The 13,985-nt window shown below is 63.2% G+C and carries 16 protein-coding genes and 1 tRNA gene; 2 read left to right on the plus strand and 15 right to left on the minus strand.

Annotated features, from left to right (window positions below):
- Window positions 1-104: 104 nt before the first annotated feature.
- From AC3WLE_RS24175 to AC3WLE_RS24205, 7 genes are all read right to left on the minus strand, one after another.
- A complete protein-coding gene (locus AC3WLE_RS24175; RefSeq protein ID WP_492320395.1) occupies window positions 105-527 on the minus strand; it encodes a type II toxin-antitoxin system VapC family toxin in 423 nt (140 codons plus the stop codon).
- Window positions 524-778, minus strand: a complete 255-nt coding sequence (locus tag AC3WLE_RS24180; RefSeq protein ID WP_078198072.1) for a type II toxin-antitoxin system Phd/YefM family antitoxin — start codon at window positions 776-778, stop codon at window positions 524-526. Before AC3WLE_RS24180 ends, AC3WLE_RS24175 begins: the two co-directional genes overlap by 4 nt.
- A 209-nt stretch (window positions 779-987) precedes the next feature.
- Window positions 988-1,446: a DUF2846 domain-containing protein gene (locus AC3WLE_RS24185; RefSeq protein WP_010812293.1), complete on the minus strand. Its 459-nt coding sequence runs from the start codon at window positions 1,444-1,446 to the stop codon at window positions 988-990.
- Window positions 1,443-1,850, minus strand: a complete 408-nt coding sequence (locus AC3WLE_RS24190) for a hypothetical protein (RefSeq protein ID WP_492320396.1) — start codon at window positions 1,848-1,850, stop codon at window positions 1,443-1,445. Before AC3WLE_RS24190 ends, AC3WLE_RS24185 begins: the two co-directional genes overlap by 4 nt.
- A gap of 263 nt (window positions 1,851-2,113) precedes the next feature.
- On the minus strand, window positions 2,114-3,118 hold the full coding sequence (locus tag AC3WLE_RS24195; RefSeq protein ID WP_492320397.1) for a Bug family tripartite tricarboxylate transporter substrate binding protein: 1,005 nt from the start codon (window positions 3,116-3,118) through the stop codon (window positions 2,114-2,116).
- A 15-nt stretch (window positions 3,119-3,133) separates the two neighbouring features.
- The gene (locus AC3WLE_RS24200) at window positions 3,134-4,555 is read right to left on the minus strand and encodes an amidase family protein (RefSeq protein WP_492357593.1); all 1,422 of its coding nucleotides are present in this window, start codon (window positions 4,553-4,555) and stop codon (window positions 3,134-3,136) included.
- Window positions 4,556-4,660: 105 nt separating this feature from the next.
- The gene (locus AC3WLE_RS24205) at window positions 4,661-5,395 is read right to left on the minus strand and encodes a FadR/GntR family transcriptional regulator (protein WP_316151692.1); all 735 of its coding nucleotides are present in this window, start codon (window positions 5,393-5,395) and stop codon (window positions 4,661-4,663) included.
- Window positions 5,396-5,689: 294 nt separating this feature from the next.
- Here AC3WLE_RS24205 and AC3WLE_RS24210 point away from each other — a divergent pair, with 294 nt between their 5' ends.
- Complete coding sequence (locus AC3WLE_RS24210; RefSeq protein WP_010812298.1) at window positions 5,690-6,013, plus strand: 2TM domain-containing protein; 324 nt, start codon at window positions 5,690-5,692, stop codon at window positions 6,011-6,013.
- Window positions 6,014-6,051: 38 nt separating this feature from the next.
- Here AC3WLE_RS24210 and AC3WLE_RS24215 read toward each other — a convergent pair whose 3' ends face one another.
- Complete coding sequence (locus AC3WLE_RS24215; protein WP_492320399.1) at window positions 6,052-6,813, minus strand: LytR/AlgR family response regulator transcription factor; 762 nt, start codon at window positions 6,811-6,813, stop codon at window positions 6,052-6,054.
- Window positions 6,814-6,826: 13 nt separating this feature from the next.
- Entirely contained in the window at window positions 6,827-7,741 is a 915-nt protein-coding gene (locus AC3WLE_RS24220; RefSeq protein WP_492320400.1) for a sensor histidine kinase, read from the minus strand.
- A gap of 316 nt (window positions 7,742-8,057) precedes the next feature.
- Here AC3WLE_RS24220 and AC3WLE_RS24225 point away from each other — a divergent pair, with 316 nt between their 5' ends.
- Window positions 8,058-9,890, plus strand: coding sequence for a DEAD/DEAH box helicase (locus AC3WLE_RS24225; RefSeq protein ID WP_492357208.1), 1,833 nt, complete (start codon window positions 8,058-8,060; stop codon window positions 9,888-9,890).
- Between the two features lie 20 nt (window positions 9,891-9,910).
- Here AC3WLE_RS24225 and AC3WLE_RS24230 read toward each other — a convergent pair whose 3' ends face one another.
- The 6 genes from AC3WLE_RS24230 to AC3WLE_RS24255 form a co-directional block, all read right to left on the minus strand.
- A complete protein-coding gene (locus AC3WLE_RS24230; protein ID WP_492320402.1) occupies window positions 9,911-10,144 on the minus strand; it encodes a type II toxin-antitoxin system Phd/YefM family antitoxin in 234 nt (77 codons plus the stop codon).
- A 150-nt stretch (window positions 10,145-10,294) separates the two neighbouring features.
- Window positions 10,295-10,370, minus strand: a tRNA-Thr gene (locus AC3WLE_RS24235).
- 52 nt (window positions 10,371-10,422) lie between these two features.
- Window positions 10,423-10,911: a ClpXP protease specificity-enhancing factor gene (locus AC3WLE_RS24240; protein WP_492320403.1), complete on the minus strand. Its 489-nt coding sequence runs from the start codon at window positions 10,909-10,911 to the stop codon at window positions 10,423-10,425.
- A gap of 57 nt (window positions 10,912-10,968) precedes the next feature.
- A complete protein-coding gene (locus AC3WLE_RS24245) occupies window positions 10,969-11,580 on the minus strand; it encodes a glutathione S-transferase N-terminal domain-containing protein (protein WP_010812311.1) in 612 nt (203 codons plus the stop codon).
- A gap of 220 nt (window positions 11,581-11,800) precedes the next feature.
- A complete protein-coding gene (locus AC3WLE_RS24250) occupies window positions 11,801-12,544 on the minus strand; it encodes a cytochrome c1 (RefSeq protein WP_035826002.1) in 744 nt (247 codons plus the stop codon).
- Between the two features lie 36 nt (window positions 12,545-12,580).
- Window positions 12,581-13,984 (minus strand): cytochrome b, encoded by a 1,404-nt coding sequence (locus AC3WLE_RS24255; RefSeq protein ID WP_492352797.1) that lies wholly within the window; start codon window positions 13,982-13,984, stop codon window positions 12,581-12,583.
- Window position 13,985 lies beyond the last annotated feature (1 nt).

A 13,985-nucleotide genomic window follows, 5' to 3' on the forward strand; every position in this document is an offset into this window, starting at 1 on the left:
GCATAAGAAGCGATGCGCGCGAAAAGCGCCTTCACCGCCGGCTGCCGACTCAGGGGCGAGAACTTCTATAGTTTCGGCAACTGGGAAACGACGGCGAATTACGATCAGGCCTCCCAAGGGTTCAGGATGCTGACGCCAGTTGCCATGAAGTCGGCGACATTTCGTGTAACGACGGTCATACCGTGCACGATTGCTGTGGCGGCAATCAACGCATCCCGCTCCGATTGCCGGTCTGGTACGTGCAACCGAGCGCAACGCAGGGCCACGGCGGTATCAATGGGCAAAACGCGGCCTGCGAATTCGGGCAATACATGGTGGTCCAGCCACGCCCGCAGCAGCGCACCTTGGCGGGCATCCCGCCGCTCGATCTGCAAGACACCGGTTTCCAGTTCCATGATGGTGACCGCCGACACAAAGAGCCAAGCTGCATCAACGCTGGCAGACCACGCTGCAACGTTTGCATCAGCTTTACCGGCTCGGACCTTGCGCAGTTCGGAAACGACATTGGTATCGAGCACGAACATCATGTGAGATCAGCGGGCCGGAATTTGATGTTGGCACGTGGCGGATTGAACTCGATGTCCTCAACGCCGGGCATCGCGAGTGCGTCTGCAATGTTGCGGCGCTGCTGGGTGAGCCTCTGATATTCCTCGAAGCTCAACAGCACATGCGCCGGTTTGCCGCGGTCCGTAATGAAGACCGGACCGTCCTTCGTCGCCTTCTTGGCTCTTGTCACGTCCTGATTGAGTTCTCGGCTCGATAGGGTTGTGATCGTCATGATGGCACTCCCGCCCACTTCAATGTAGTTACGTTACTACAATGAAAAGGGCGACGCAACCCTGCTTTGCCAAAATCACGAGGAGGTGCCTTGCCTACGTTGATATGCCCGCGCTGAGCTGCAAGCCATGCGGAATTCCGATGGGTCAATTGACGACGCACCGGCGTCGTCAACGCGACTCAGCCCGCAACGCGGCTGAGTCAATCCACTTACTTCGCCGCAGTCTTCACCTGGTCCCCGGTGTAGCTCAGCGAAGCCAGTTCCTCCTTCGCCTTCTCCGGCGTTTCCAGCTCCAGCACCACGCGGCCCACCATCAGCCCCAGCGACGGGGAGCTGCGCACGTACTTGGTTTCGCCGGCATCCAGCACGAAGCTGAGCGTCTTCTCGGTTTCGGTCGAGGCCGCCGCGACATACTTGCCGGCCGTGCGGTCCACGAAGAAGAAACCGCCGGGCTTGGATTCGCCAACGACCTGGCTATTCAGGCGAATATCCGGCTGGATAGCCGCCCCGAACATCGACGCCGAACGCAGGAAATAAATCCGACCCTCGCCCGGCTTCAGCGTGGGCATCGAAGCCGCCATCTCGGCGTGCTTCACGCCCGAAGCGCATCCCGCCAGCAGCGATGACACCGCCAGTCCGGCGATCAGCATGCGCGCAACCCGTTTCATTCCGATTCTCCCAAGTTCAAAGGTACTGCTGTCGTTAGCGGGGAGTAGTTCTGCTCCCCAGGCAGATAGAAGCCCACCAGCGTCTTGTTGCGGACGACCAGGTAGGCCTCATGAACGTGGCGGCCCTCGATTGTGAGAATGGTGCCGACGGGGCGGTAGACATCGCCTTGCGGGAGGCGCCCGACCTGCGACCAGGTCGACTTGGCAGCGAGGTCTCGGGAATAGCCGGTGTCGAGCTTGACCTGCGCCGGCGCTAGAAGCTGGACGCGCTTGGCCGTGGCAGCTGGCTGCATGAGCTCCACTGTTGCCGGGGTGGTCGCGATCATCGGGGCGCAGGCGGAGAGTGCCAGGCTAACGCCTGTGGCGAGCCACAGGCGGCGGGCGCGGAAAGAGGAGGAGGTCATGGCTGGATACGCTCGGGTGTATGGCTCACAGCCTGAGCGGCTGCGCCCCACAGCAATTGCGCCAGTCGGCACGATGCGGCGCCATTGGCACTTTCCCTTGGCGCCGCCCAGGTTGTCTTCTGAGGCTAATTACGACACTGGGACAGACATGCTTAATACAAAGCGGCACCCTACAGGAGGAGGGTGCCGCAGGAATTCCCCAGCTAGCTGGCACAAATGGAAATCGTCTCCAGCCGAGTTTGGCTGCGGCTACGAAATTCCTCTCAATCCCCCTTGAAACCCGACGCCTTGATCACCGGCGTCCACCGTGCCGAAAGCGCGCTCGCATACCTGGCAACCTCATCAGAAGTGCCGCCCGGCAAGATGTCATAGCCAGCGCGCGCCAGCTTCTCGCGCACGTCCGGCATGGCCAGCACCTTGCGCACGGCCTGATACCACTGCGCGGTCACGTCGGGCGGCGTGTTGGCGCGGACATAAAGCAGGTAGCGCGACGAGGTCACAAGGTTGGGAAAGCCAGACTCCGCAAACGTAGGCACATCCGGCAAGGCATCGGCGCGCTTTTCCCCTGCCACGGCCAGCACGCGGAGCTTGCCGCCGCGATGCAGTTCGGTAAAAGTCGTGATGGCGTCCATGCCTGCCGCGATCTGGTTGCCCATCATTTCCGTTGCCATCGCCGCGCCACCGCGATACGGTACCAGCGTACTGCCGGCGCGGGACTGGCTGACGAACTCCACGGCAAGGAAATGCAGCAGCGTGCCAACCGTGCTGATGCCGATCGAATAGTCAGCCGGCTTGGCCCTGGCGGCCTTGACGAAGTCGGCCAGTGTCTTGATGGGTGAGCTGGCGCTGACTGCAATGCCGAACTGGACGCCCGTCACATCGGTGATCGCCGTGAAGTCGGTGGCGGGATTGAAACGCATATTGCTGTAGATCAGCGGCCCGATGAACATCGGATCGACGGGGGCCAGCAGCACGGTGGTGCCGTCGGCCGGGGCGTTCTTCAGCCCTTCGGCCGCCACGCGCGTCCCGGCACCGGGCCGGTTGTCGACGATGACGGTGCGGCCCATGGCGTCTTTCAGCTTCTCGGACAGCAGGCGGCCCATGTAGTCGGCCGGCCCGCCCGGCGGAAACGGCACGATGATGCGCGATACGGACTGCCCCCATGCGGCCCTGGAGAGCAGGCCACCGGTACACAGGGCGGCGGCGGTTCCGGCCAGCATGGCGCGGCGCGACAGCCGTGGGGCGTAAGCAGGTTTGCGTTCGTTCATGGGAAGCTCCTGGGTCTAGATGCCGGTTTGCACGTCGGTGTAAGGGGTAAAACGCGCCGCGTCTTCAATCGCCTGGCCGGCGCGCAGCAACAGGTCTTCGCGGAAGCGCCATGCCATCAGCTGCACGCCGACCGGAACGCCGCCGGCCATGCCCGTCGGCACGGACAGCCCCGGCATGCCGAGCATCGCTGTTGCCAGCATGGGGCTCTGTGCGTCCAGCAAGGCCCGATTCTCTTCTGGCGTGCGGATATCCGCGTCTTGCACGCTCGGGCGCTGCCACGACACCGGCATCAGCACCAGCGGATAGGTTTGCATGAACACCGACCAGCTTCGTGCAATCGCCTGGCGCCGTGCCAGGGCATCCAGAAAACCATCGCGGTCGGTTTCCTGCATCCCGTCCAGCATGTTGCGCTGGCTTTGCCGCATGGCCTCGTCGCCATGCTGGTCAACGCCCGCGATGATGTTGCGGCGGCTGTCGTCGACCGTCAGCGTGCGCCACAGCGCTGCCGCTTCCATGAAATCAGGCAGGCTGGCTTCCTCGACGGCGTAGCCCGCTTGCTGCAGCCATTGCGCGGCACTGTCCAGCGCTGCGCTGACCGCGGGATCGACGGGAATGCCCGGACAACGCCGGAACAGCGCCACGCGGATCGGTCCCGGCGGCAGCGGCAGTTCCAGCGGCACCGGCACCCAGGCTGGGTCGCGCCCGTCATAACGGGCCATGGCGTGGTAGCCGAGCCGCAGGTCGGCAATGCTGCGCGCAAGCGGCCCTTGCACGGACATGAGTTGTGGCGTGATGCTGCGCTCGGCAGTGGCCGACGGGTTGTACGCGGGCACCCGCCCCGTCGTCGGCCGCAAGCCGGCGACACCGCAGGCATAGGCCGGATAGCGAATGGAGCCGCCGATGTCATTGCCATGCGCCAGCGCCCCCATGCCGGAAGCGACCGCGGACGCGGCACCGCCGCTGGAGCCGCCGGGGGTGATATCCGCATCCCACGGGTTCAGCGTGCGCCCGTGCAGGCCGTTGTCGGTAAACCAGCGCGAGGAATAGGTAGCCGTATTGCTGCGCCCGACGATGATGGCCCCGGCACTGCGCAGGTTCGCGACCACGGGGGCATCCTCACGCGCGATGTTGTGCTTCAGCGGAATCACGCCGTTGGTGGTGGCATGGCCTGCCTGGTCGACATTGATCTTGATCGTGACCGGCACGCCATGGAGCGGCCCCAGTTCTGCGCCCTCAGCGACCTGGCGGTCCGCGGCATCCGCGCTGGCCAGCGCCTCTTCTGCCAGCACCTCCGGCAACGCATTCAGGCGAGGGTTAAGGGCATCGATGCGAGCCAGCACGCTGGCCGTGACCTCGCGGCAGGAAATCTCGCGCCGCCGCACGGCATCGGCAATATCGACAGCGCTCCAGCGCCAAAGCAATTCAGCAGGTTTCACGTCAAGGCTCCCAGGATTCAGGCAATAGGAATCCCACCCGCCGTGTCGGATGCCACGATGGCGGTTGGGTGTGCAGAAAAAGGGGGACGCTAGCGCGTCAGGGGATCAGTCGACCGGGCTCATCAGCAAGCTCCCGCGGTCCACCCGGGACTCGGCTTCCAGGGCCAAGGATTCGGCATGCTCCATGTGCTCCTGCATCAGGGCACGCGCACGCTCCGGGTCGCGCGACCGGAAGGCTTCGATCAGCGCGTTGTGGCTGTGGAAGATCTCTTCATCAAAGTCGTCGAAATCATCCTGCGCATTACGCACCACGATGACGCGGCGGATGATGTCGTTGAGCAGGCGGCAGAACAACGCCAGCATCGGGCTGCTGCAGGCATCGGCCAGGCGGTCGTGGAACAGCAGGTCGGCTTCGCGCCGCTCGTTCCAGTCCGTGCTGCCGCCGTGTTCCGGGTGGCTCAGCCCGACCAGCGCTTCGAGATCGGCGATGTCGGCATCGGTCAGGCGCAAGGCGGCGTTGGCTGCCAGCTCCGGCTCAACCGCGCGGCGCAGGGCGTAAAGCGTGACGATGTCGACCGACTGGAAGTACAGGAAGTTGGACACTGCCTCCAGGCATCGCTCATAAGGCGGCTGCGTCAGCGTGGCACCGCCGTTCGGCCCCGTGCTGACCTTGACCAGCCCCTGCGCCTGCAGCGAGGCAAGCGCCTCACGCACCGTCCCGCGTGCGACGCCCATCTGTTCGATCAACGCTGCTTCCTGCGGCAGCTTGTCTCCGACCTTCTGGTGCGTCTGCACGATCCAGCGCTTGATATCGTTGACCACCTGGTCCGAACGCTTCACGCGTCTGCTGCCCTCTATCTGCGGGGTCGGCTTGGAATCCATCGCTTCGTATTTATGATCATAATTACTATGATTATGGTGAAGGACTGGGCTTTTCCTATGCGGGTATTCCCGGCGAGACGGGTCAAGAGCAGCAAGAAGTCGGGGGGCATGGAGGGGTCGGACCCGCCGACATTCGCGCTGTCCGCGCGCCCACCGGCGAACGAAATCCGTCGATTCGGCCCATGGGCCTGGAGCGGCGCTTGGCGATGGCCTATACCTGACGCAAGCCAACCATCTTGATCGAGGTATCCCATGCACCACGCCTTCCCTCCCAACGACGACCCCAACGCCATGGCCTACTGGCGCGCGCGCCGCATGGTGCACGCCCTGCGCGGCTGGTACATCCACCTGCTGGTCTACGCTGTCGTCAATGGCTGGCTGTGGTTCCGCTTCTTCTACTTTCCGTCGCCGCGGTGGTCGCATTACGCCGCCACCGGCTGGCCATGGCCGCTGACCACGACCCTGGCCTGGGGCCTGGCGCTGACCGTGCATGGGTTGCTGGTATGGATGCGGCTGTCGCGCCGCGGGCGTGACTGGGAACAGCGCAAGATCCAGGAATTCATGGATCGCAAGTGAATCCCTCGGCCGGCGGCGCAGTGGCGCCGCCGACCGCCTTACATCTGCCGGAAGCGGTGCATGTACGCGCGCGATACCGGCAGTTCGGCTTCGCTGTCGCGCATCCGGACAAAGAGCCGCCCTGCCTCATCGCGGCGCGTTCCGGCCACGTATTCCATGTTGACGATGGACGAGCGGTGGATCTGCCAGAACACCTCGGGATCGAGGCCGGCAATCAGCTCCGCCAGCGGCGTGCGGATCAGGTGCTCGCCATCGCGGGTATGCACGACCACGTACTTGTCGTCGCTCTGGAAGTACATCACTTCCTGGATCGGCACGTGGCTGGTGGTATTGCCGCGGCTGGCGCGTACCCAGCGCAGCTGGCCGCCGCTTTCCGCGCGCGGCTGGGCGCGTGTGAGCTGGCTCAGTAGCTGGGCCAGTTCCGGCAAGGGTGCCGCTTCCTGCAACGCCTTGCGCAGCCGCTCGATGGTGCGGCCGAGCCGTTCCTCGCTGACCGGCTTGACCAGGTAATCGACGGCCGCGCGCTCGAACGCATCGAGCGCGAATTCGTCATACGCCGTGACGAACACCAGCCGCGTATCGGTTTCAATCCCTTGCGCCACCTCCAGGCCGGACAGGCCGGGCATCTTGATGTCGAGGAAGGCTACGCTCGGCGACAACCGTGCGATGGCGTCGGCGGCTTCGATGCCGTTGGTCGCCTCGGCAACGATCTGCAGCTCCGGCCAAAGGCGTTGCAACTTGCCGCGCAGATATGCGCGCAGGTGCTCTTCGTCGTCGGCAATCAGGGCGGTGGGCGTCATGGGCGTCTCCGTTTCAGGATGTACGCGGCAGCGGGATTTCGATCAGCACGGCAGTGCCGGGCGAGCGTTCTTCAATGCGTACGTGGGCGTCACCGTCATACAGCACAGCCAGCCGTTCACGCAGGTTAGAAAGCCCGACCCCGGCGCCGGCCGAGGGGCGAAAGCCCATGCCATCGTCCTCGATGGTCGCCAGCATGCGCGGGCCGCGCCGCTCCAGCCGGACCAGCAGCCGCCCGCCTTCGATCTTTGGCTCCAGCCCATGCTTGATCGCATTCTCGACCACGGGCTGCAGCAGCATCGGCGCCAGCGGCATCGATTCGAGTTCGGGGTCGACATCGACCGAGTAATGCAGCCGGTCCCCCATGCGGATCCGGATCAGCGCCAGATAGTCACGCAGCAGCTTGGCCTCCTGCGCCACCGTGCCTTGCGTGGCGCGGCTGGCTGCAAGCGATGCGCGCAGGTAGGCGATGAAATGCTCCAGCATCAGCGTGGCCTTCTGCGGCGCGGGCTCGATCAGGCTGACCACGTTGGCCAGGGTGTTGAACAGGAAGTGCGGTTCGATCTGGGCCTGCAGCAGGCGCATGCGGGCTTCGACCAGCTGCTTCTCCGTCGACAGCGTGCGCACCTGTTCCTGCGCCATGTATTGCGCGATCTTGCGCTCTTCCCACTGCCGCCCGAGCAGGCCGACGCGACTCCACGTCATCACGCCATGTATCGCCAGGCCGATACCCCAGCCCATGAGCGGCCCACCGGACCACGGCCGATGCGGCGATCCCACCAGATGGAAGCCGATCAGCAATGCATTGACCGCCACGTAGACCATGGCGTGCATGTAGAAGAAGCGCAGCGCGCGCACGCGGCGGCGGGCGTCTTCGTAGGCGCGCTGCTCGGGGGCGGATCGCCAGATGCGGGAGTCTGGGGAGTGCACGGGCGGGTGGCTGGGGGCGGAGATAGCGGGAGGTTACCACTGCGATCCGGGCTCTGATATGGGGGTGGCGGGAATCGACGGATCGGCGGCGCGGATCGCCGGAAAGCCGGCGCAGACCGCTTGACAGCCCCCGGAGCCGCCGGCTCGCCAGTGTCGCCAACCGGCAAATCACCAAAACTACCGAAATAGCCACCGTTACCGTTTTGTGCCTACAATTGCCGCATAACAAACCTGCCTGACCGCCGTCGCACCGGGTCCGCGACACCTACCGTGGTCAGCGCAGTTCCTGAACGGGCAATAAGAAGAGCAACAACGCATGGCCACGCTGATTCCCGCGCTGGGTTCGGTCACTTCGCGCATGACCAGTGGAGAGAGACGCTTCGCCGAGCGTCTGGAGACAAAGCTGGAGGACGACTACCTGTGTTGGTATGACGTCGCCATCGGAGAGAAAACCAGGCATCCGGATTTCATCGTCTTCCATCCCAGCCGGGGTCTGCTGGTGTTGGAGGTGAAAGACTGGAGGCTGGATACCATCCGGGAAATCGACCAGCGCGATGTCACGCTGCTGACGGATCGCGGGCTGGTGCGGGAGATGAATCCCCTCGAGCAAGCCCGCCAGTACATGTTCTATGTCACCAACCTGCTGCAGCGCGATCCGCAGTTGGTCTGGCCTAGCGGCTCGTTGAAAGGCAAACCCTTCTTTCCCTACGGCTGCGGCGTCGTCCTGTCCAACATCACGCGTGCCCAGTTCGACAAGACCAACCTCGGTGACGTCCTGCCCCCGCACCTGGTGATCTGCCAGGACGAGATGTATGAGGCGGTCGACGCGGAACGCTTCCAGCAGCGCCTGTGGGAGATGTTCCCGGTCAAGTTCACCTTCAAGCTTTCCCTGCCGCAAATCGAGCGGATTCGCTGGCACCTGTTCCCGCAGATCCGCATGCCGGAGCAACGCGCGCTCTTTCCGGAGGATGCCGCGGAGCCGCTGAATATGCCTGACATCCTTCGCGTCATGGATCTCCAGCAGGAGCAGTTGGCACGCAGCCTCGGCGAAGGCCACCGGGTCATTCATGGCGTCGCCGGCTCTGGCAAGACGATGATCCTCGGCTACCGGGCTGAGCATCTTGCAAAGATCGTCACACGGCCAGTCCTCGTGCTTTGCTACAACAAGACCCTCGCCGCCAAGCTGGCGGCGACGATGATCGAGAAAGGCATCGAAGAGAAGGTCCACGTCCACAACTTCCATGCGTGGTGCTCGCGCCAACTAGAGACTTACAACATTGACAGGCCGAAGGGGCGCCCCAGCGATGCGCTCTTTGAGGAAATGGTAAATCGCGTCATCCAGGGCGTGGACCGGAAAGCGATCCCGGCCGGCCAGTACGACGCCGTGCTGATCGATGAGGGGCATGACTTCCGGCCGGAGTGGTTCAAGCTGGTCGTGCAGATGGTGAATCCGGAGAGCAATTCCCTATTGGTGCTCTACGACGATGCGCAGTCCATTTATGGCGGCGCTAGGAAGCGCGGGATGACCTTTGCCAGCGTGGGCATCCAGGCCCGGGGCCGTACGACCATCCTCAAGCTTAACTACCGCAATACGCAGGAGATACTGGCCGTCGCGCGCAGCTTTGCGGATGAGTTGCTGCGGCCGACCGAGGCAGCCGAAGACGAAGCGCCTACCGTGCAACCTGTCGGTGCCGGGCGCCGCGGCAACAAACCGCTGCTGATCGAATTGCCAAACGTAGAGGCGGAAGCTGAGCGCATTGCGCAGATCCTGACTGACGAGAATCGGGCTGGTACGCCCTGGTCAGAAATGGCGGTGCTCTATCGCCATTGGGACACGGTCGGACACGTCACCAGCGCGCTCACGCGCAAGGGCATTCCGTTCGAATGTCCCCAAATCACCAAGCGATTTACACCCGGCGCGGACAGCGTCAAGGTGATCACCATGCATAGCAGCAAAGGATTGGAGTTTCCGCTGGTATGCATTCCGGCCACGGGGATGCCGCATAAGCATGATGAGGCGGATGAAGACGAAGCGCGGCTGATGTATGTGGCGATGACGCGGGCTACGCGGCAGTTGGTGATGACGTTTGGGGACGGGTCGAGGTTTGCTGGAAAGCTGGGTGCTGCGCTCGGTGCAGTAAGGGAATAAGGCACGCTTATCCAGCACGATCACCGCTCGGCCTCCCACTCAACGTCCACTGGCTCCGTCGGCGCGTCGTAGCGCACCACGGTGCCGCGTAATACCTGAAGGGGGTCACGCTCCAGCCCGCGATAGGGACGCACCTCGAGTGTGGGCTTGCCGTGGTCCGTGACAATGACCGGCTCGCCCGAGGCTTCGATCTGGCGGAAATACTCGAGGGCGCACGCCTTGAACTCGGTCTTGGAAATCAGGCTGCCAGCCATGGATTGCCTTCTAGTCATTGCTACTAGTCAGAAATCTACGCCACAACGACTAGATGAATAAGTCATTTTTTTCGGCATTGATGCGGCTGTGCGCCCTTGCCACAAAAACAAAACGGGCTACGCAATCTTGCGTAGCCCGTTTTCAAATTCTGGTGCCGGCTGCAGGACTCGAACCCGCCACCTGATGATTACAAATCAACTGCTCTACCTGATGAGCTAAGCCGGCATGTCTGGTGCAGACCGCGATTCTACTGCATTGCGGTCCGCTTTGGGATGGCTTACTTCACCACTTTCAGTGCGGGCTTCTTGCTGCCGATGCGGGGCACCGGGGGCGGCGTGTCGTCGTCGCCGGGGCCAGTGTCGGTGGTAGTTGCCGAGGTCTCGGCTTCCACCGGGGCCAGCTTGGGCGGCGGGTTGTTTTCACGCTCGGTGGCGGCCTGGGTTTCCGGCAGGCTGCGTTCGACCGGGAAGGCCATGCCTTGCCCGTTTTCACGGGCGTAGATGGCCAGCACGTTCTCGACAGGGACGTCGATCTTGCGCGAGACGCCGCCAAAGCGTGCACTGAAGGTGATCCACTCGTTGCCCATGTCCAGGCCGCTGGTGGCGTCGAAGCTGACGTTGAGCACGATCTCGTTGTTCTTGACGAACTCGCGCGGCACGCTGGTGTTGGCGTCGACGAAGACGGCGATGTACGGCGTGAAGCCGTTGTCCGTGCACCATTCATAGATGGCGCGGATCAGGTAGGGCTTGGTGGAGGTTTCAGACATTGTGCTTCCAATGGCGCCGTGGTGGCCCGAGGGCGGATGCCTTCGGGCCGGTGCCGGTTAGCGGCGCATCACCTTTTCGGACGGGGTGAGCGCTTCGATGTACGCGGGACGACTGAAAATGCGTTCAGCATACTTCAGCAGCGGTGCGGCGTTCTTCGACAGCTCAATGCCGTAGTGGTCCAGGCGCCACAACAGCGGCGCGATGGCGACGTCGAGCATCGAGAACTCTTCGCCCAGCATGTACTTGTTCTTGACGAAGATCGGCGCAAGCTGCGTCAGGCGGTCGCGGATCGCGGCGCGGGCGCGTTCGTGGTTCTTCTCCGCGGCCTTGCCTTTTTCGTTCTCCAGCGTGTAGACGTGGGTGAACAGTTCCTTTTCGAAGTTGAACAGGAACAGGCGGGCGCGGGCGCGCTGCACCGGGTCAGCCGGCATCAGCTGCGGGTGCGGGAAGCGCTCGTCGATGTATTCGTTGATGATGTTCGACTCATACAGGATGAGGTCGCGCTCGACCAGGATGGGCACCTGGCCGTACGGGTTCATCACCGAAATATCTTCGGGCTTGTTGAACAGGTCGACGTCGCGGATTTCAAAATCCATGCCCTTTTCAAACAGGACAAGGCGGCAACGTTGGGAAAACGGGCAAGTCGTACCCGAATACAACACCATCATGGTTGGATTCCTTGGGCTTAGCCGAAGCAGGGTCGGACAGTAAGGTCTGTCATTCTGCCAAAGTCGACCATCAGAAAGCAAATTTGTGGAAAATGGCGCACTTTATTGGCGCGCTTCGGCAGGTTTTCCAAGAGAAAAGGCCAGGGGCGGTGCTGCTTTCGCAGCGGCCACCCCTGGCCTTTGCCTTGTCCGGGCCCGGATTCGGGTCCCTGGCATGCCTTTACTTCACGTCCTTCCAGTACGCGGCGTTGAGGCGCCAGGCAAAGACGGTGAACACGCCCAGGAACAGCAGCACCCAGACGCCCAGGCGCTTGCGGTGGTTCTGCGCGGGCTCGGCCATCCAGTCCAGAAAGCCGACCAGGTCAGCGCTGGCCTGGTCGTACTCGACCTTGCTCAGCTTGCCCGGGCTCAGTTGCTCGAAGCCGGCAAACTTGTGCACCTTCTCGCCGTGCTCTTCCACTTCCGTGAACTTGGCGGCGCGCTGGCCCTGCAGTTCCCACAGCACGTGCGGCATGCCGACGCTCGGGAACACCAGGTTGTTCCAGCCGGTGGCGCGGCTGTCGTCACGGTAGAACGTGCGCAGGTAGGTGTAGAGCCAGTCGTCGCCGCGGGCGCGGGCGATCACCGACAGGTCCGGCGGCTGCGCACCGAAGAAGGCCTTGGCTTCCTTCGGCTGCATGGCGATGGTCATGGTCTCGCCGACCTTGTCCGCGCTGAACAGCAGGTTCTCGCGGATCTGGTCGTCGGTCAGGCCGATGTCCTTGAGCCGGTTGTAACGCATCATCGATGCGCCGTGGCAGTTCAGGCAGTAGTTGACGAACAGCTTGGCGCCGCGCTGCAGCGACGACAGGTCAGCAGTGTTCACCGGTGCCGGCTCGAGGGGGAAGCCCCCCTCGGATGCCATGGCAGGCGCGCCGGCAAAGCAGGCGCCGGCCAGCGCGAGGATCGAAAGCAGCTTTTTCATCTTGTGTCCTTGTGCTCTTGTCGGGGTTCGCTTCGCTCAGTGCGGGTGGAACGTGACACGCTCCGGGACCGGCTTGAACTCGCCGACACGGCTCCACAGCGGCATGGTCAGGAAGAAGGCGAAGTACAGCAGCGTACCGAGCTGCGACACCTTCTCACCGACCGGCGACGGCGGTTGCACGCCAAGATAGCCGAGCACCAGGAACACCACCACGAAGACGGTCAGGATGGTCTTGTGGAAAGCGGGACGATAGCGGATGGACTTGACCGGCGAGTGGTCCAGCCACGGCAGGAAGAACAGGATCACCACCGAGCCGCCCATCACCAGCACGCCCCAGAACTTGGCGTCGATGAAGTAGAAGCCCACGGCCAGGATCACCGCAATGGCGACGGCACCGATCTTCACGCGCGCATCCTTGCTGCGCAGGAACACCATGCCGAGCAGCAGCGCGAAGAACACCCACAGGATCGGCAGGAAGTTCGACGTGGTGGCACGCAGCATCGAGTAGAACGGCGTGAAGTACCACACCGGCGCGATATGCGGCGGGGTCTTCAGCGGGTCAGCCGGGAAGAAGTTGTTGTGCTCCAGGAAGTAGCCGCCCACTTCCGGGAAAAAGAAGATCACGGCCGAGAACAGGAGCAGGAAGCCGGCAACGCCCAGCGTGTCGTGCACCGAGTAGTACGGGTGGAACGGGATGCCGTCCAGCGGGATACCGTTTTCGTCCTTCTTGGCCTTGATCTCGACGCCGTCCGGGTTGTTCGAACCCACTTCGTGCAGCGCGATGATGTGGGCAATGACCAGCGCCAGCAGCACCAGCGGCACGGCGATGACGTGGAACGAGAAGAAGCGGTTCAGCGTTGCATCGCTCACGACGTAGTCACCGCGGATGAACAGCGACAGGTCCTGGCCGATCACGGGAATCGCCGAGAACAGGTTCACGATCACCTGGGCGCCCCAGTACGACATCTGGCCCCATGGCAACAGGTAGCCCATGAAGGCTTCCGCCATCAGGCACAGGAAGATCAGGCAGCCGAAGATCCAGACCAGCTCGCGCGGCTTGCGGTACGAACCGTACAGCAGGCCCCGGAACATATGCAGGTAGACCACCACGAAGAAGGCCGAGGCGCCGGTCGAGTGCATGTAGCGCACCAGCCAGCCCCAGGGGACTTCGCGCATGATGTATTCCACGCTGGCGAAGGCCACGGGAATGCCGGCGGCGTTCAGCGTGGCGTCCGGCTTGTAGTTCATCACCAGGAAGATGCCGGTGACGATCTGGATCACCAGCACCAGCAGCGCCAGCGAACCGAAGAAGTACCAGAAGTTGAAGTTCTTCGGCGCGTAGTACTTGGAGAGGTGGTCTTCCCACAGTTGGGTTGCGGGGAAGCGGGCGTCGATCCAGCCCAGCAGGCCGGTCGTCTTGACTTGTTTTTCGGCCGCCATG

This window comes from Cupriavidus sp. FW306-1B-F12B (assembly GCF_058781795.1).